This is a genomic window from Clostridium sp. LS, from assembly GCF_002760435.1.
Taxonomy (GTDB): domain Bacteria; phylum Bacillota; class Clostridia; order Clostridiales; family Clostridiaceae; genus Clostridium.
In genome coordinates this window covers 1-20,485 of the sequence record NZ_AUUU01000016.1, presented here as the reverse complement: position 1 = coordinate 20,485, position 20,485 = coordinate 1, and the positions used below count along the sequence as shown (strand labels likewise).

The 20,485-nt window shown below is 30.0% G+C and carries 15 protein-coding genes; 3 read left to right on the top strand and 12 right to left on the bottom strand.

The window, feature by feature from the left end; translation table 11 throughout:
* Positions 1-264 precede the first annotated feature (264 nt).
* Entirely contained in the window at positions 265-951 is a 687-nt protein-coding gene (locus tag COL3_RS04540) for an L-ribulose-5-phosphate 4-epimerase (RefSeq protein WP_008421983.1), read from the bottom strand.
* Between the two features lie 281 nt (positions 952-1,232).
* Positions 1,233-2,306, bottom strand: coding sequence for a GntR family transcriptional regulator (locus COL3_RS04535; RefSeq protein ID WP_008421981.1), 1,074 nt, complete (start codon positions 2,304-2,306; stop codon positions 1,233-1,235).
* A gap of 434 nt (positions 2,307-2,740) precedes the next feature.
* On the opposite strand from COL3_RS04535, the gene araA reads away from it, so the two are divergent.
* Positions 2,741-4,207 (top strand): L-arabinose isomerase, encoded by a 1,467-nt coding sequence (araA, locus tag COL3_RS04530; protein ID WP_008421978.1) that lies wholly within the window; start codon positions 2,741-2,743, stop codon positions 4,205-4,207.
* A 199-nt stretch (positions 4,208-4,406) separates the two neighbouring features.
* Here araA and COL3_RS04525 read toward each other — a convergent pair whose 3' ends face one another.
* The 7 genes from COL3_RS04525 to COL3_RS04495 form a co-directional block, all read right to left on the bottom strand.
* Entirely contained in the window at positions 4,407-6,170 is a 1,764-nt protein-coding gene (locus COL3_RS04525) for a sensor histidine kinase (protein ID WP_008421976.1), read from the bottom strand.
* A 351-nt stretch (positions 6,171-6,521) separates the two neighbouring features.
* Positions 6,522-7,526, bottom strand: coding sequence for a galactofuranose ABC transporter, permease protein YjfF (gene yjfF, locus COL3_RS04520; RefSeq protein WP_008421974.1), 1,005 nt, complete (start codon positions 7,524-7,526; stop codon positions 6,522-6,524).
* A complete protein-coding gene (locus COL3_RS04515) occupies positions 7,523-8,563 on the bottom strand; it encodes an ABC transporter permease (protein ID WP_008421972.1) in 1,041 nt (346 codons plus the stop codon). The genes yjfF and COL3_RS04515 overlap by 4 nt, the downstream gene beginning before the upstream one ends.
* Before the next feature lies 1 nt (position 8,564).
* Positions 8,565-10,082, bottom strand: a complete 1,518-nt coding sequence (locus tag COL3_RS04510) for a sugar ABC transporter ATP-binding protein (protein WP_008421971.1) — start codon at positions 10,080-10,082, stop codon at positions 8,565-8,567.
* A gap of 103 nt (positions 10,083-10,185) precedes the next feature.
* Positions 10,186-11,190 carry an ABC transporter substrate-binding protein gene (locus COL3_RS04505; RefSeq protein ID WP_008421969.1) on the bottom strand — a complete coding sequence of 335 codons (1,005 nt, stop codon included), beginning with the start codon at positions 11,188-11,190 and terminating at the stop codon, positions 10,186-10,188.
* Positions 11,191-11,313: 123 nt separating this feature from the next.
* Positions 11,314-12,261, bottom strand: a complete 948-nt coding sequence (locus tag COL3_RS04500; protein WP_008421967.1) for a substrate-binding domain-containing protein — start codon at positions 12,259-12,261, stop codon at positions 11,314-11,316.
* A gap of 1 nt (position 12,262) precedes the next feature.
* Positions 12,263-13,465, bottom strand: a complete 1,203-nt coding sequence (locus tag COL3_RS04495; RefSeq protein WP_008421965.1) for a response regulator — start codon at positions 13,463-13,465, stop codon at positions 12,263-12,265.
* Between the two features lie 255 nt (positions 13,466-13,720).
* On the opposite strand from COL3_RS04495, the gene COL3_RS04490 reads away from it, so the two are divergent.
* Both COL3_RS04490 and COL3_RS04485 read left to right on the top strand, forming a co-directional pair.
* The gene (locus COL3_RS04490; protein ID WP_008421962.1) at positions 13,721-14,776 is read left to right on the top strand and encodes an aldose epimerase family protein; all 1,056 of its coding nucleotides are present in this window, start codon (positions 13,721-13,723) and stop codon (positions 14,774-14,776) included.
* A 249-nt stretch (positions 14,777-15,025) separates the two neighbouring features.
* Positions 15,026-16,729: a methyl-accepting chemotaxis protein gene (locus COL3_RS04485; RefSeq protein WP_008421959.1), complete on the top strand. Its 1,704-nt coding sequence runs from the start codon at positions 15,026-15,028 to the stop codon at positions 16,727-16,729.
* A gap of 211 nt (positions 16,730-16,940) precedes the next feature.
* On the opposite strand, the gene COL3_RS04480 is transcribed toward COL3_RS04485, so the two are convergent.
* The 3 genes from COL3_RS04480 to COL3_RS04470 form a co-directional block, all read right to left on the bottom strand.
* A complete protein-coding gene (locus tag COL3_RS04480; RefSeq protein ID WP_008421956.1) occupies positions 16,941-17,807 on the bottom strand; it encodes a Cof-type HAD-IIB family hydrolase in 867 nt (288 codons plus the stop codon).
* A gap of 87 nt (positions 17,808-17,894) precedes the next feature.
* Complete coding sequence (locus COL3_RS04475) at positions 17,895-19,079, bottom strand: PLP-dependent aminotransferase family protein (protein WP_008421954.1); 1,185 nt, start codon at positions 19,077-19,079, stop codon at positions 17,895-17,897.
* Between the two features lie 692 nt (positions 19,080-19,771).
* Positions 19,772-20,485, bottom strand: a 714-nt coding sequence (locus tag COL3_RS04470; protein WP_099716563.1) for a phage replisome organizer N-terminal domain-containing protein, incomplete at its 5' end; no start/stop codon positions are given.

Genomic DNA, 20,485 nt, shown 5'->3' with positions numbered 1-20,485 from the left:
TGTGTTCTACGTTTGCTGTGTCTAAAAAAAATCTCATTTCCTTAACATCTCCTCTTTAATATATTTATTATTGTCATAGACCTCCCAGTGTGAAAGCTTAATAGACAAAATATAAAATACCCATAGAAAAAAACAATAATCAAGTATTAAGAAATATTACTCTAGGGCATTCGCTTTAGATTTTCTCTTAGGGAGAATTTCAAAATAGGAGTTCCAATGGTAATTATGAAATTCTCCTAAAATATAGGTTTATACTTTTGTATCTTATTGACCATAGTATGCATTAGCACCATGTTTTCTAAGATAATGTTTATCTAAAAGATGTTGTTTGACACCCTTTACATCTTTGTTTAATGTCATTGTCTTATATGCCATTTCAGCAACCTTATCCAACACAACTGCATTGTAAACTGCTGAATTAGCGTCTTTTCCCCAGGCAAATGGACCATGATTTTTTACCACTATAGCTGGAACTTCAAGTGGGTCTCTGTCTCCAATTGTTTCTACTATTACATTTCCTGTTTCTTTTTCATACTCTCCACTAATTTCTTCATCTGTTAAATCACGAGTGCAAGGAATATCCCCGTAAAAATAATCTGCATGTGTTGTTCCAAAAGCTGTTATAGACATCCCTGCTTGAGCAAAAGTTGTTGCCCACTCTGAATGTGTATGAACAACACCACCAACATTAGGATAAGTTCTATACATAACTAAATGTGTTGGAGTATCAGTTGAAGGCTTATATTTTCCTTCTACGACATTTCCATCTAAATCTACAACTACCATATCTTCTGCTTTCATAGTGTCATAATCAACGCCACTTGGTTTTATTACTACCAACCCAGTTTCTCTATCGATTTCGCTAACATTCCCCCAAGTATAGATTACAAGACCTTTTCTTTGAAGTTCCATATTAGCTTCATAAACTTTTTCCTTTAATTTCTCTAACATTTGAACACCCCTTTGATTCAATTAACAGTTAAAAATTAAGAGTTAAGAGTTTTTTGTTACTCTCTTTTTGATAACTGTTACTATTTATTATTAAATTTATTATTCATGTCGCACTTATGTACGTACAAGTATACTTAGAGATACAGACCTTTATATTATATTTTTAATTAATCAAGGTGGCTATGCCACTTTGATTAATTAAAAGTTTATTCTTATTTTAGAAAAGCCCTTGGGCTTTTCATCTTTAACTGTGAATTGTTAACTCTTAACTGTTAACTGATTCAAATTCTAGAACAAGAATCTCTAACTATCATTTCAGCATTATACGTATATTGAGGTTTGTCTATTCTTCCCTCAATCATATCTATAATACATTTAGCTGCTCTTATTCCCATGTCTTCTTTCGGATGCTTTATTGTTGTAAGCTTAACGTCTGATGAAACTGCTAAACTAGAATCATCAAAACTTACTATTGATAAATCTTTAGGGATTTTAACATTTTCTCTTCTACAATTATCTATAACCCTTAAAGCAACTTTATCATTATAACAAACAATTGCAGTTGGTCTTTCTTCAAGATTTAAAATCTTCTTTGTAAACTGATCTATATACATTTCTTGATTATCAGTTATGTATTCCCCCACTATACCTTTGTTAAAACTCAAATCGTACTCTTTAAGAGCCTTTATGTAACCTCTTCTTCTTTTTTCCCCTTGTAAGTCATCTGCTTTAAACAATGCAGCTATATTTCTATGCCCAAGTTCTAATAAATAACTCGTAAGCTTGTACCCACCTTGCTCATCATCCACTACAATGTATGCAGAGTTTTCTTCATCACAATTAGCATTTATTGCAATATATTTTATATTGTTTTTTTCTAGTTTCTTAATGCTGTCATGATGTAGGTTATTTATTGTACTTTGCGCAGGTTCAACTATTAGTCCTGCTATGTCTTGGTTTATGATATTCTCAAAACATCTTCTTTCGTTTTGAATGTCGTTATTACTGTTAAATAATAACAAATTATATCCCTTGCGTCTTAATTCTTCCTCTATACCTGATATAATTTTAGGAAAAATATAATCGGATATATAGGTTGTAAGAACAGCAACATTTTTTTTAGCTTCATTACTTTTTTTATTAGAGTAAAAGCTTCCTTTTCCTCTTTCTTTATATATCCAGCCCTCTTGCACTAAATAAGTAAGAGCTTGTCTTACTGTATGCCTACTTACATTGAATAAGTTGGCTATTTCATTTTCAGAAGGTAATTGGTCACCTGCTGAAACCTTATTTTCTTCTATTAGGCTGATATAATAATTTTCAATTAGCTCATGCTTTGTTTCAGCTTCTTTCATCTTTTTCAACTACTTTCATCAAATAACTATGCAACAACTTCTTAAAATACAAATTAATTTCTTTAATAAAATTTCAGAAAGTTGTACGCACTTGATGATTTGATTATATATCTATTCCTTATATATATCAATAGTTTTTTCTAAATTTGTTTAAACTTCCAAACGTAACACGAATAATGCGCTTTACTAATTTTTACCCCAATCATAAAGATAAATTTTACTGCAGGCCTGTATTCATCTAATTTATTCCATAATAATATTTATCTGCAAAATTAATATTGTTAATTTTTTTTGTTTTTTTTTATTTACATCTTGTATGTACAACATTATTATACTATAATAAGCTTGTACATACAACAAAACTTGTTTGTACCTATGAAAAGGTATACTAAATCGGACAAGTATTTTTATTTATATATTAGGAGGAATGTTAAATGTTAAAAGTAAAAAATTATGAATTTTGGTTTGTTACAGGAAGTCAGCCTCTATATGGTCCTGAAGTAATAGATCAAGTATCTGATAACTCAAAGATAATCGTTGAAGGATTAAATACAAAAAATCTGCCTTATAAAATAGTTTTTAAAACAGTTGCTACTGATTCTCCTTCAATCAGAAAAGTATGCAATGATGCTAATAATGACGAAAACTGTGCTGGTATAATTACTTGGATGCATACATTCTCACCAGCTAAAATGTGGATTCATGGTTTAACTGAACTTAGAAAGCCATTACTTCATCTTCATACTCAATTTAACAAAGAAATCCCTTGGGGAACAATTGATATGGACTTCATGAACTTAAACCAAGCAGCTCATGGAGATAGGGAATTTGGATATATTGGAGCTAGACTTGATATAGCTCGTAAAATAGTAGTTGGCCACTGGACAGATGCTTCTGTTACTGCTGACATAGCTAAATGGATGGCTCCTGCTGTTGCATTTACTGAAGGACACAGCATTAAGGTTGCCCGTTTTGGAGATAACATGAGAGATGTTGCTGTTACTGATGGTGATAGAATTGAAGCTCAAATTAAATTTGGCTGGACAGTTGATTACTATGGAGTTGGTGACTTAGTTAAATCAATGGACAAAGTTACTGAAGGTCAAATCGATGAACTTATGGCTGAATACTCTAAATTATATGATATAGATCCTAAAGCTCCTGTAGATTCTATCCGTGAACAAGCTAAAATTGAAATTGGTCTAAGAACTTTCTTAGATGCAAAAGGGTATACAGCTTTCACAACTAACTTCCAAGCACTCCATGGAATGAAACAACTTCCAGGTCTTGCTGCTCAACATTTAATGGCTGAAGGTTATGGATTTGGTGCTGAAGGAGACTGGAAAACTGCTGCACTTGTTAGAGCTATGAAAATCATGGCTGATGGAAAAGGTACAGGTTTAATGGAAGATTACACTTATAATATGGATTCAGAAAATGGACTAATTCTTGGAGCACATATGCTTGAAATTTGCCCAACACTTGCTGCAACTAAGCCAGTTATTGAAGTGCATCCACTTGGAATTGGAGATAAAGAAGATCCGGCTCGTTTAGTATTTAAAGGTGCTTCTGGTCCTGCTGTTGCTGCTTCATTAATAGATATGGGTAATAGGTTCCGTTTAATAGTTAATAGCGTTGACTGTGTTGAAGTAACTGAGGACATGCCTAACCTACCAGTAGCTAGCGTTCTTTGGAAACCACAACCATCATTAAAAGAAGGTGCTAAAGCATGGATTATGGCTGGCGGTGCTCATCATACTAGTTTCTCATTCTATGTTGACGAAGAACAATTATTAGATTGGGCTGATATGGTTGGAATCGAATGTGTAGTAATCAATAATGATACTAAACTATCAACATTCAAAAACGAATTAAAATTTTCTAGCGTTGCTTGGAAATAATAATTATTAAAGTTTATAATCTTATTATATTGATATAAAGATAAGTATTGGTTATTATTTTAGAATATATAAATCGTTACATTTCTAAAAATAGTATCCTCCATCAATACCAATACTTATCAACCCCCTCATTAATTGAAATAATAAAAAGATAAAGTCTGCTCCCCAGGCTTTATCTTTTTGTGTTTAAAAATCAAGCTTATATAACTATTGGATGCCTAAGTTCTACAATCGTTCCTTCTCCATAAATACTCTTGTAGGTTAGTCCATACTCCTCACCGTAAATAAGCTTTATTCTTTCATTTACATTAAAAATTCCATATCCTATATCGTTTTTATTTCCAGAATTATTTGTAAGCATATTATTTATTTTATTTAGAGTTTGTTCATCCATACCTTTTCCGTTATCAACTACAGTAAAATACAGTAAATTTTCTTCAATTTTGCCGTTAATTATAATTTTTCCATTACCTCGTTTTTCTTTTATTCCATGGTAAATTGCATTTTCAACCAATGGCTGTAAAATTAGTTTGATTAATTTATAATTAAGTATACTGTCTTCAAACTTAATTTCATACTCTAGCTTGTCCTCATATCTTATCTTTTGAATAATTAAATAACTTTGTACATGACTCAATTCTTCTTTCACACTTATTATTTCTTTCCCCTTGCTTAAACTTATTCTAAGCAAATTAGTGAATGCCTCAATTATTTCAACAATATCTTCCGCATTATGTTCTTCGGCCATCCATCTTATAGTATCTAATGTATTATACATAAAATGAGGTTTAATTTGAGCTTGCAATACATTCATTTCAGCTATTCTTTTTTTCTTTTCTTCAATTTGTACTAAATTTATAAGTTTGTTTATCTCTTTAACCATTGTATTAAAAGAACTTCCAAGTTCTCCTATTTCATCATTATACTTAGCATTAAAAGAAACTGTTAAATCCCCTTCTTGAGCTTTTTTCATAAGTTTTTTTAATTTTTGTATTGGATTTACAATAGATCTAGTAAAGATTATCACTAAAATCTGAGCAATAATAAGTGCTATAATTGCAACTATAAGGGAATAGTATTTTATGTTTTTAATTATTCTAAGACTTTCACTTTCTGGAAATACTCCTATGGTTGCCCAACCTGTATATTTAGAATCAATCTTTGTTAATTGATAATTTTCTCCATTGATATTTTTTATAATTATTTCATTATTAATATCTTCAATCCACTCGTTTTTAATTCTATAAACTATATTATTAACTGGAGTGTATACAATATCCTTATTACTATCCATAATATAAATAAATCCTGCTGTCCCTGGCTTTGAATTTTCGATAATATTTTTGATGGCATCTAACTTTATATCTATAAGAATTACGCCTTTTATCTTTCCAGTTGATTGATCAATAACTGCTTTAGACATTGAAAAAACCTCATCTGCTGAATAGCTAAAAATATTATCAATATTTCTTCCCACAGGTTTTGTGAATAGATGTATAATTTCTGGTTTATTATATGCCTTGGTGTACCACTCCTCTTGTGTTAGGGAATCTCTTGATACCTTATTCATAACGTCACTAATATAACCACCATTATTGTTTACTACCATTATTCCTGCTATTTCAGGGTTAAATTTTATAAAGCTATAAATTGACTTATAGGCTTCATCTTCCATATCATTATTTTCTAATTTGTTATCATTTAAAAATTGCAATATTCTAGGATCACCAGCCATGTAATTTATAATATTTTCAGTATTGCTAACATAGGATTCTATATTGCTATTTATTTGCTTTATTATTTGATTAGTATTTTCATTTTGTGAAAAATTTATTGAATCTTTATATAGTAAATTTCCTATAGTCGTTATTGTAGTAGTTACAACTAATATTACTCCAAAAAAATACAATATAAGCTTATAACCAATGCTTTTATTCATAAAATAAATCTTTATATTACCCAATCTAGTACCTCCACTGCGTTACATAGCTTATATTTCTGCTCATAAATTATACCTATATACTAATTTTACTATCAACTAAATATGTAATCAATAAAACCATATTACAAAATTATAGTAAAATAATCAATTAGATAGAATCCTCACTTATACCACATAAATTTTAAAAAGAAATGAACATTTGCTCTTTATTTTTAAAATACTGATGCAAATGTTCATAACTATATTAACTCAAAATAATAAATAAAAGAAAAAGTGTAAAAATTCTTTTATTTTCTTGTAAGACATTAGCTTAAAAGTATAAATATCTACTTAATTGATATGCGGAGGATATACTATTCATATAACTTTTATCTATGCATAGGTGTTTTTACGCTTTTCATCTCTAATAACAATAATCCTTTGAAGTACAATAAACAAAAATAACAACATACCAACAGCTATTTTGGTCCACCAAGAGTTTAATGTTCCATCAAACATTATAAGGCTTTGAATAATACCTGTTGTAAGTACACCAAATAAGGGTCCTATGATATTTCCATAACCACCAGTTAATAATATACCACCGATTACACAGGCTGCTATAGCATCCATTTCAGTTCCATTACAATGAAGCCCATATCCTGAAAGTGTGTATATTGTAAATAATAATCCACCTAAAGATGAACAAAATCCTGAAAATGTGTATACAAGTATTTTTGTTCTTTCTACAGGCAGTCCCATTAACTTAGCAGAATTTTCATTCCCACCTATTGCATATACTGTTCTTCCAAACTTTGTGAACTTCAGCATATAAAACGCTCCAGCTACAACTAATAAACTAACAACTACATTAATCGATATAAATGCTCCTGGCAATATTCCTATTCTATATGATGAAATGCCACAAAAGACTGGATTATCAATTATGATTGTATCTATACTTATAATATAACTTGCACCTCTTGCAAAGAACATTCCTGCAAGGGTTACTATCCATGGATGTAACTTAAACTTTTGAATTAAAAACCCTTGTACTGTTCCAAAAATAATTCCTACTATAAGTACTATCAAGATTACTAAATACGGATTTACTCCTTTTTGCAATAAACTTGCAGCAATCATACTTACAAAAGCTATCATAGATCCCACTGACAAATCTATTCCACCTGTTAATATTGTTACCGCTTCACCAATTGCTATAACTATTAAATAAGCATTATCAATAAATAAGTTAGTAAATACTTGCCCTGATAGAAAACCTCTATATAGAATTGAACCAATTAGAAATAGTCCAATAAATAATGCGATTGTAGCATAAATTGCAATATAATCTTTATTAATTTTAAGTAAGTTCTTTTTTCCTATTGATTTATTCATGCTCTAACCACCTCTTTTTCTTTCACATCAACCTTTGTTGTTTTCTTAATCTTAATCATTTTTCCAAGTTCAGGAGATTGAATTATACATACAACTATAACAACTATAGCTTTTACCACTAATATAATTTCAGGTGGAACACCTAAACTATAAATTGTTGTTGTTAATGTTTGTATAAATAATGCACCCACAACAGTTCCTGAAAGATAAAATCTACCGCCAGACATTGAAGTTCCTCCAATAACAGTTGCGAGTATTGCATCAAGTTCCAACCATAGCCCTACATTATTAGCATCAGCACTTTTAATATTCGAACATAAAATTATTCCTGCTATTCCTGCAAGTACTCCGCATATAACGTAAAGTGAAAATACAACCTTCTTCGATTGGATTCCTGCAAATCTACTAGAATTATTATTAACACCAATTGATTCAATAAATAATCCAAATGCAGTTCTTCTAATTAACAAATACATAATAAGTGCCATTATAAGTGCAATATATATAGCTACTGGGAGAAATATATAGCCAGTTCCTATAAAAATGAAATCTTTATTAGTAAAAGTTAATATTTGCCCTCCTGTTATAAGCTGTGCAATTCCTCTACCAACTATATAAAGAATTAATGTTCCAACCATTGGTTGTACACCTATATATGAAACTAAGAAGCCGTTCCATATTCCGCATAACAATCCGCTAATTATCCCTACTGCTATAGCTAATGGAACAGATCCGCCATCAACTATAACAGTTGCTGAAAGAGCTGCACTTATAGCGATTATAGATCCTACTGAAATATCAATGCCTTGAGTGGCTATTACGATTGTCATACCCAAGGAAATGAGGATTAACGGTGCCGCACGATTTAAAATATCGATTGTATTACCAAATAAATGTCCATCTTTCATACTTATACTAAGGAAACCTGGTGTCATTATAAAATTGAATAAAAGCAATAGTATTAAACTGGTCAATGGCCAAAATATTTTTGCGCTATAAATCTTCTGAAAAATATTTATTGCATTCTTATATCCCATATTATCTAGCACCTCCCGCTATAGTCTTCATAATATTAGATTCCTCTATCTCATCTCCTGCTAACTCTCCAATAATATTTCTATCCCTAAGTACTATTACCCTATCGCAACACTTAACTACTTCTGGAAGTTCAGATGAAATAAATAATATAGTCATTCCCTGCTTAGCTAATTCTAAAATCAACTCTGTTATTTCACCTTTTGCTCCAATATCTATTCCCCTTGTTGGTTCATCTAGAATTAGCAACTGAGGTTCTGTTGCAAGCCACCTTGCGAGTATTACTTTTTGCTGATTTCCACCACTTAAATTACTAATTTTTTGCTCCATGCTTGGTGTTTTTATTTTTAATAAGTCTATATATTTTTGTGAAATCTCTTGTTGTTTTTTCATTGGTATATATTTAAATATCCCTTTATTTGCTTGTAAAGCCAATACTATGTTCTCTCTTATTGTTAAATCCCCGACTATTCCTTCAACTTTTCTATCTTCAGGGCAGAATCCAAACCCTTCTTCAATTGCTTTTTGAGGATAAATATATGAGTATGTTTTTCCATTTATATTTATATTTCCATTGGTCGCTTTATCAATTCCAAATATAACTCTTGCACATTCACTTCTACCAGACCCAAGTAATCCAGCAAGACCAAGAACTTCTCCTTTTTTAATTTCTATATTAAATGGATTAATTGTTCCAGCCCTGCCAAAATCAGTTGTCTTAATTAAGTTTTCTCTCTTTATAACTGAAATATCTTTTTTAATCCTTGTACTTCTTTGTATTTCTCCGTAATCTTTTCCTATCATCTTAGAAACTAACTCAATTCTAGATAATTTATCTGCATCATACGTTCCTACTAATTCACCATTTCTAAGTACTGTAAGTTTGTCTGAAACTTCATATACTTGGTCCAAAAAGTGAGTAACGAATATTATAGACATTCCTTCTTCTCTAAACTTTTTCATAATTTTAAATAATTGCTTTACTTCACTATCGTCTAGACTTGATGTTGGTTCATCAAGAATTAATATCCCTTTCGAAATATCTACAGCACGTGCAATTGCTACCATTTGCTGTACTGCTACCGAGTAGTTGTTTAGTAATTTTTTTACATTCACTTTTAAATTTAATCTTTCTTCTAATAACTTTTCTGCATCGGCATTCATCTTTTTCCAGTCAATGCTGCCATTTTTTTTAGGTTCTCGTCCAATATATATATTTTCTGCAACAGTTAAGTTTGGACATAAATTTACTTCTTGGTATACTGTACTGATACCATGATTTTGAGCTTCTAGTGTAGATGTAATTTTAATTTCTTCCCCACTTAATATTATTTTACCTTCATCTATTTTATAAACACCTGTAAGTACCTTAATTAATGTGGATTTACCGGCTCCATTTTCTCCCATCAGGGTATGAATCTCACCCTTTCTAAGGGTAAAATCAACATTTGAAAGTGCTCTAACACCTGGAAAAACTTTAGTTATATTTTTCATTTCTAATACTATATTAGAATCACCCATTTTCATCACTCCTCTTGTTTTTACACGAATCCAAACATGTACGTACTACCATCTTTTTAACATAAGAGCATGGATCAAAATCCAGCTCTTATGTATATTAATCCTAGTACTTTCTATTTGGTAATTCTGCTGCTGCATCCTTTTGTAAGAATTGGCTTTCTTTTGAGTTTATAACTCTTTCAACTTGTTTTCCATCTAATACGTTTTTAGCAACTTCTAATAATTGTGGTCCAAGTAATGGATTACATTCAACTGTTGCATTAGCCTTACCATCAGCCATTGCTTGAAAGTAATCTTTAATACCATCGACTGATACTATAAATATATCTTTTCCTGGCTTCTTACCATATTCTTCTATAGCTTGAATAGCTCCCATTGCCATATCATCGTTATGAGACCATAATACATTTATCTTATCCCCATCTGATTTTAAGAAAGCTTCCATAACTTCCTTACCTTTTGCACGAGTAAAGTCACCAGTTTGTGATTTTATTATTTTATAATTAGGACAATCTTTTATTGCTTCATTGAATCCTTGTTGTCTTCCAACCATTGCAGTTGATCCAACTGTCCCTTGTAATTCTGCAATATTAAGCTGTGCATCTTTACCAAATTGGTCTATTAAAATTTGAGCTGCCTTCTTACCTTCAGCAACCATATCTGATCCTAGGAATGCCTTATAAAGTGAATCATCTGAAACTGTTACTTTTCTATCGACTATTACTACTGGAATCTTAGCATCCTTAGCTTCTTTAAGAACCGTATCCCATCCTGTTTCAACTACTGGATCTAAGGCAATTAAATCTACTTTTTGTGCAATGAATGATCTTATTGCTTTTATTTGATTCTCTTGTTTTTGTTGACCATCTGAAAATTTTAAATCAAAGTTAGAATCTAAACTTGGAATTGATTTGATTGAATCTGTTTCTGCTGTTCTCCATCCACTTTCTGCGCCAACTTGTGCAAATCCAATTACTTTTTTACCTGACTTTGCAGCAGAGGTTTGTGACGTATCACCACTTCCTGATCCTGAACCTCCACATCCTGCAAGCATGCCAATACATAAAACCGTACTTGCCATTAATGCAATCATCTTTTTTAACTTCATAATTTTACTCCCCCTATTTTTTGATTTCGTTTTCATAAATTAATTATATATTTAGAAATATCAAATGTATTTGCATTAATCAGCACTTTTGTATACTTTTACGAATTCTAATAGTTTTATAATTTAGTTAATCAAAGTATCTTTAACAATTCTATTGCACTCTAATAATATTTTTTTAGGAATATCATCATCTTTATTTAATATTTTTAAGGCATATTCTACAGCTTCTTTTCCTCCTGTCTTACATGTAAATGTTCCTTGCAATATACCGTTCTTAACTAATTCTATACCGCCTTGAGGTCCTTCAAGTCCATCTACTCCAATTATTTTTATGCCCTTTGAATTAGTGTTTACAGTCGCGTAATATGCTCCAAGTGCCATAAAATCACTATGAGCAAAAATTATATTTACACTTTTATCATCCTTCAATATTTCCTCTAGTTTATCTTGAGCTTCATTTTCTTTCCAATCACCAACAATAGTTCTATCTATTGAAATATTTTTATATTTACTAATCGCCTCCTTAAACCCACTAGTTATTTCCTTATCCGTACTTGAGTCCATTATTCCTTGAACTTCAATAACATTAACTTTATCATTATTAGACAATTCTCCTACTAATTCTCCCGCTTGAATTCCAATAGATTTTGCATCAGCACCTATATATAAAGTGTAATCGTATCCATCAACCGCTCTATCTAACATTATAACCGGAATAGATTTATACACCTTTCGCACTGTTTCCGTTAATTCTTTTGAATCATTGATAGATACAATCAGTAAATCCGCACCAAAATTAATTAAATCCTCTATGTCCTTTTTCTGCTTTTCTATATCTCCACCTGCATCTTTAAATATTATTTTTATATTACTATGCTTCTTAGCTTCTTCCTGAATTTCTTTATTCATGGATATTCTCCAAGGTTCATGCAAATTAGCTTGAGACATTCCAATTATAAATATATCTTTTTTTTCAGAGCTTGACTTATATGAATAAATCAAATAAATTACTGATATTACTATAAAAATTATAATTGTAGATAAATAATAAAATCTTTTTTTATTTTTCATTTTATTTTCTCCTCTTATAATCTGTTGGTGATACACCAACCACTTTTTTAAAAGCTCTACAAAAATAATGTTGATTACTATATCCAACTAATTCAGCAACATCATAAATCTTAATTGTTGAATCTTCCATTATATACATTGCTTTTTTAATTCTTGTATTAGTTAAATAATCAATAAAAGATAAGCCTGTTTCTTTTTTTAATATTTTGCTCAAGTATGAGGAAGTAACTTCTAGTATTTCTGATATATAATTTATATTTAAATCATTAGAGTAATAATTGTCTTCTATATATTTAATCGTTGATAGTACCATTGAACTGTATTTCTTCTTTTCATTTAATCTATTGATTATCTTAGCATACTCATTTTTTATTCTTAATACTCCATTACAGACACTAGCTTGTTCAATTATTACATTACACTTCAAGTACTTAGATATTTCTGCTTCTATACGATTACTTGCGGTAATCCATTCAGACATATCATTTATTCTGCATACCATTATTATATTTGTCCTATCATCATTAAAAATGAATTTTTGTTCTAAGTCCTTAAATCTATCTTTAAGTAGATTTGCTATTGCAAATTCTAACAATTCTGTACTCCATTTCTTTTCAATAATTTCAATGTTTAGTTTCTTGACAATTTTTACAACTATAATGCCTACATTATTTCCAAATTCAATATTGAAAAATTTTATTTCTTTTAAAACTTGTTCATCTGTTAGTTTATTATTAAACCATTCACTAAAAAATGTCTTTTGGAGCATATCTTTATTTTCCGATAGTTGTTCTTTTACCCATTCCAAGTAATTGTTTTCTTTTTCTATTTCATTAAGTTTATTAATTGCTTTCAATATTATTTCTTCCAAATCTTTTTTGTTTACCGGCTTTAAAATATAATCAAAGACATTAAATTGCAATGCTTTCTGAGCATAGGAAAAATCATCATAGCCACTTATTATTATTACAATGCTCTTACTATTAATATCCTTTAACTTTTGCAAAAGATTTAGCCCATTCAAAAATGGCATATTTATATCTAGTAAAATAATATCAGGCTTATTATTCTCTATTATTTCTAATGCAATCTCACCATCCTCAGCCTCCCCTATTACATCAATATTTAATTGTTCCCAATCTAAAATACTTAATATTCCTCTTCTAATTTTAGGTTCATCATCAGCAATAACTAACTTCCACATAAAACCCTCCACTTTTCTTATTTCTTATCACCTACTGATATTGCTTCCTGCTTTAATTTGCCATCTTACTAATAATACTATATTAGTTACATATTTATATTATTTCAATATATTTCGGAATTATTTTCTAAAATAATTGTATGTACAACCTTATTGTATTATAATATACTTGTGCATACATGGAAATAATATTAACTCTATGTAAATGTATACTAAATAACGATGATTGTTTAATTAAATTTGGAGGTGCATGACATGGCAATAGAAAAAAGGCTTTTTGGAACAATGTCTGACGGCAAAGAAGTTTATATTTATACTTTAAAAAATGAAAATGGAATGACCGTTGATATAACTAATTATGGAGGAATAATCGTTTCATCATTAATTCCAAGTAAAGATGGTAAATTAATCGATGTAATGCTCGGATACGATAATTTAGAAGGTTATTTAAACGGTAATAAATTCTTCGGAGCGCTAATAGGCCGCTTTGGAAACAGAATACAATATGGAAAATTCACTCTTAATGGGCAAGAGTACACTTTAGCTCAAAACGATGGTGAAAATCACCTTCATGGTGGAATAAAAGGTTTTGATAAAGTAGTATGGGAAGCAGAAATATCTAATAATTCAGCAAATGAATTAATGCTTTCTTATTATAGTAAAGATGGTGAAGAAGGATATCCAGGTAATCTCAATGTTAAGGTTACATATGTTCTTACTGAAGATAATGCAATTGAAATAAATTATAGTGCAGCTTCTGATAAAGATACAGTTGTAAATCTTACAAACCATGCTTACTTTAATCTTTCTGGACATTCTTCAGGAGACGTTCTTAATCAAAAATTAATGATAAATGCAGATAAATTTACAGTAAACGATCAATACTCTATTCCAACAGGAGAAATAAAAGAAGTATCTGGTACACCTATGGACTTTAAAACATTAACTCCAATTGGTAAAAATATAGAGAGTGATTATGAGCAAATTACCTTTGGAAAAGGATACGATCATAACTGGGTATTAAATGCTAATGGTTCACTTGAAATAAAAGCTGCCCAAGCAGTAGATGAAAATTCAGGCATAGTAATGGATGTATATACAACTACTCCTGGTATACAATTTTATAGCGGAAACTTTCTTGATGGATCAGATGCTGGTAAAGACTCTGCTACTTATAATATTAGAAATGGCTTCTGCCTTGAAACTCAATATTTCCCTAATTCTATAAACTGCGATAAATTTGAATCACCAATACTTAGAGCAGGTGAAGAATATAAGCACAAAACAATCTACAAATTTTCTATTTTATAACACTTATACAATTAAAAGAAAATCATAACTTTAATGTACTAAATATTGTGATTAGCAAGCAAAAATAAACACCAAATTTACTTTAGAGCATTTTTTAAAGTAAATTTGGTATCTAATAAAAAGCATTAATTGTTAATTTATACATATTTTGAAATCACTATAATAACTCAAGTCAAGAAAACGTTTAATACTATATATGACTTAACAACCTTATCGATTAGTAGTATTTTTATTAAAGGAGAAAACTATATGTATAATAAAATAACAAAGGTTATTAGAAACTATTCCATTCGTACAAAATTGAAAATAACATTCGCTTCAATTTTAGGACTTACTTTTTTTCTTATGGCAATTACAATTTGTATTATATTCTTCATTTCATCACGAACAAATTCGTTATATGATGGACCATATCAAGTTTCCGAAACGATTTCTAATATTAGAATGAATTTTCAGATAATGAAATTGGACATGTTTAAGTCAATTTCTGAAACCGACTTGGGATTAAAAAATTTTTACCTAGAACAAGCTGATACAGAATCTGCAAATCTTACTAAAAATATAGAAATCTTAAAAGAAATTTATAAAGGTGATCCTGCATTATTAAATGAATTTTTATCAAGCGTAAAGAACTCAGAGGATAAAAGGGCCAAATTAAGCGAGTTATTAAAGTCAAAAACTAATCAATCTGTAATGAAAGTAAGTCAAGACACTTATTCTTCACAAATTAAAGAATCTGAAGATTTTATACTTAAGCTTTTTAAAGCATCTCAAGAAAATGCTAAATCTTTTGTTATTAGTTCAAATACCTATAAAAATATATCATTAGTATTTATTATTACTATTATTATTATTTTAACTGGTATATCACTTTTCTTAATTAGAGCATTAAGTGATGTCTTACTTGAAGGCATTAATCATGTTAAGGATATAGCTAAGAATATAGCTTCAGGAAATCTCAAGATAGATACTTCATACAATTCAGATGATGAAATGGGAGAAATGTCTAATGATTTGACTAACTCTATAGAAATGCTGGTTTCTTATATATCTAACATAACAAATACCTTGGAAAAACTATCAAGGGGTATTCTTGATGTAAACTTTGATACATCCATTGAATATATTGGGGATTTTGCTCCTATTGAGAAATCAATAAAAAATATAATATATTCATTAAACTCTATATTTTATAATATGAACGAATCAATTTCCTCAATTTCTAATGGCTCAGAACAAATATCTTTAACTACACAAGTACTTTCTGAGGGTTCCGCTGACCAAGCTGAAGCAGTCGAAGAACTTTTCGGTAATTTTACTGAAATACTTGACCAAGTAAAGAGAAATACAGTAAACGCTGAAAAAGCTAATGATTTTTCAAAGAATACTAAATTGATTGTTGAAAATGGAAATAGTAAAATGCAAGAACTAATGAAATCTATGAAACAAATAAGCGTATCTTCAAAACAAATTTCAGAAATTATTAGTACAATAGAGGAAATTGCTGAACAAACAAATTTATTGGCCTTAAATGCTGCTATAGAAGCTGCTAGAGCTGGCGAAGCTGGAAAAGGTTTTGCAGTTGTCGCAGAGGAAGTAAGACAGCTTGCCGAACAATCTTCTAAGGCGGTAAATAATACAACTAAAATAATCGAAAGTTCCTTATCATTAATAGCTAGTGGTGAAAAACTAGCTGAAGAAACTTCTGCATCTTTAGACACAATAGTTAAAAATGTAGATGATACAGCTGAATTGGTGAGGCAGATAACTATAGCCTCTGAAAATCAAACTGAAGCAATAACTGAAATGACTGCTGGAGTTGATCAAATATCCCAAGTTGTCCAAACAAATTCAGCAACAGCGGAAGAGTTAGCAGCATCTACTGAAGAATTGGTGTCCCAAACCCAACTTGTTGAAAGCGAAATGTCTAAATATAAATTTAAAAAAGTTTAATCCTAAAATCTTATCTTAAACTGTAGTTAAAAGCATTTTCTTAAATCTAGAAGGCACTTTTAACTACAGGTTAATATCACATAAACCTTTTACTACAAAGATTAATTATTGTAAAAATAGAAATACTAGCTAGGCAAATATATCCGATAAGGAATATTCTATTTTGCTTTACTTACTAATATTTATGAAGGAAAAGACTGAGTAATTATGGTTATTTCTGCTCTTCTAAAACTTTGTAAATCGCTTTTGCTACTCCTAAATTATCATTAGTATCAGTTATATATTTTGCTATTTCCTTTATTTCTGGAATAGCATTTCCCATAGCTACTGTTTCTGAAAATTCTGTGAACATAGAATAATCATTAAAGCTATCTCCTAATACTAGAACTTCCTCTCTTTTAAATCCCATTTTTTCTGCTACCTTTGCAAGTATAATGCCCTTTTGTGCAGTTATATGAGTAACTTCAATGTTATCTCTAAATGAAGATGAAACAGCAATTCCACTTAGTTCACCTACAATCTTTTTCATTTTACTTATTAAATCAATGTCGCTATGAAAAGCTACAAATTTTCTAATTTCTATATTGCTACTTAAAAATTCATCTAAATTTGATATATAATTAAGTTGAGTAAAATATGGCTGTTTCTTAGCAATTTCAGTAGCCTCTTCGTGAGTCAGCTCAGGATTAAAAGATAGGGTTCTAAATATCATTTCTTTTAAGGCTTCTTCCTTTGTATCAGTTGTATATATGCCTTTATTAGTGAATATTCTTGCAGATACTTTTTCTTTATGAAGTATATCTATAATTTTAGTTGCAGTTTTTAATTCTATATTTATTTCCTCTAATATATTTCCATCTTCATCTCTATATTCTGCACCATTCATAAGTACACATTGACACCTTATATTGTTTTCCTCTAAAAGAGGTTTAACTGTATCATATTCTCTTCCAGTTGAAATTGCAAAAACAATTCCAGCTTCTTCAGCTTTTCTTATAGCAACTACAGTTTCTTTATCAATTTTATGTTTGTCGTTTAGCAATGTCCCATCCATATCGGATGCAATAAGTTTTATCATTTGGAACCATCTCCCTGCTTTTTAAATTAACTTTCCATATTATCCATTATAACAAAAGTTATATAATATTGCTAAAAAGCTCCCTCACTAAAAATACTCCTTTAAAACTTCCGCAATACATTTTATTCCTTCAACTATCCTATTATTAGGCATATTTGAAAAATTAATTCTAAAAGTGTTTTCATGTCCTCCATTTGGAAAGAATGATCCACCTGGAACAAAAGCAACATTTCTTTCAAGACATTTTTCAAGTAAATCTCTCGCATTCATTTCCTTCGGAAGTTCAACCCACATAAATAATCCTCCATGTGGCCTAGTGAAACTTACTCCCTTTGGAAAATCCTTTTCCATAGTCTCTATTGCTAAGTTTCGTCTTTCTCTATAAACTTCACGGATTTTCTCTATATGCTTATCAATATCATAAAGTTCAAGATATTTTGCTATGTCTCTTTGAGCAATTGTATTACATTGAAGATCAGTGCATTGCTTTACTAGTACATATTTTTGTATTAACTCTTTTTCACCTGCAATCCATCCAATTCTATAACCTGGGCAAAATATTTTAGAAAAAGTCCCTAGACACAATACATGCCCGCTCTTATCAAAAGATTTTATTGATGGTAAGGTTTCTCCTTCAAATCTTAATTCTCCATAAGGATTATCTTCAATAACTATTACATTGTATTTTGCTGCAAGTTCCGCAAGAGCTTTTCTTCTCTCTATGCTCCATGTTCTTCCTGTTGGATTCTGAAATTCTGGAATAGCATAAATCAATTTTATATTTCTTACTGTCTTTAATATATTTTCTAATTCACTTGAAATCATCCCATTATCATCAGTGGGAACTTCTATAAAACTACATTCATATGATTTAAATGCGCTGATTGCAGCAAGATATGTGGGGCTTTCACATAAAACAACATCCCCTTTATCTAAAAATACTTTTCCTGAAAGATCTAACGCTTGTTGTGATCCATGAGTAATCAATATATTTTCATATTGAAAATTTGTTCCAAGTCTTTTATTCATTCTATCAGCACACCATTCTCTTAACGGATCGTATCCTTCTGTTGTTGTATATTGAAGTACATTTTGCCCATCTTCTTCAAGAACAATTCTATTAATTTCCTTTATCGCTTCAACTGGAAATAACTCTGGTGCTGGAAGTCCTCCTGCAAAAGATATTATTTCTGGCCTTTGTGTAACCTTTAATATTTCTCTGATTTCTGACGCCTTTAAGTTAGACATTCTTTCTGCATAGTTAAACTTCATAATTTTTCTCTCCTTTTTCTAATCTTTATATATAATAAATTTAGAAATAAAAAAATCCCATCCTTTGATTAATTGCAAAGGACAGGATTCTATATTCCTGCGGTACCACCTTAGGCACAATCAAAAAATAACAAATGCATCTGCCAAGCCTATTTTCCATCATGCTGCGTCAGCAGATTGCCCTAATAGGCTCGCTATGAGAGCAATCTACTTCCTTGCCTGATGAAAAATAATCATGACATTTTGGACTTGTTATTTTTTTCATGTGCCTTAATTGATGAAAAATACATCCAACTCTTTTAAGAATGCAAACACATTCCGGATTTGTAACGTAATCCTAACGTTGCAAATTACTAAGAACTTTATGCCTCTTCACTGCATGTCTTTAAATCTTTACACAATGAAGTTACTTTTAAAATTCCTTTCACCCACACTCTCAAAGGCTACTTTTACTATACCGCTTTCTATCGACTTTTCAGCACCGTCGACTCTCTGTGAGCGCGCATATAGTTTTATCTCCTTCTCAACAATTTACCACTATATAATTTTTATTTATTTAAATACGATTTTAATTTCAAATAACACTTAGTTAATTGTATTATACATTTTTTATAATTTACCATTTTATTATTTATATGTCAACTCTTTTTATAAATTATTTATTATACTAGTTAATAATTCTATTTTAAATATTAAAAAGCCCACTCTGAAACCACACTTTCCCCTTCCTCCAATGGCTTTCCTTCTTCAGAATCATAAAAATGTATAAGGGAATTATCTTCTGGCTCTTCATCAGTTACTTTTATGTGAACACCTTTTTTCTTATTTGGGGTTACTTTTTTGTTTTTCTTCTTTTCTAAAGGTATCGGTGCGGGAACATTGTCCCGTAAATTAATGTTTAGCTTATTGTCACTAATACTTTTATCAATTTTAATAACATCTTTATTCTGAATATCTAAACTATCACTAGTATTACTTTTAACATTGTCTGTTTCAATTGCACATTTCTCATTAGACTCTATATAAATTTCATTTTTGACTTCTGCTGCTGCATTAACTTCTTCATTCTTAATATCAGAGTCCTTTTCCCCAGATTTAGAATTTTCTTTAACCTTAATGTTCTGATGTTTAGCAAAATTTTTCACTCTATAAACGTTGCTTTTATCAACCTCAACCATTTCCAATTCCATAAACACATCCATAGCTAATTTTACTTGTTCAATGCTTCTATTAAATTCTACTGCCAAAGTTTCTATTGTGTATGGAATGGTTTTTGACATATATAAATCTCCTGCTAAATTAACCTTCCCAGCCAATGCTACAAGTCTAGTCCATATGTAATGAATAAGGTCTCTTTCAGGCTTTAAATCTATTATTTTAAATTTTGTATCCTCATACATATCTAC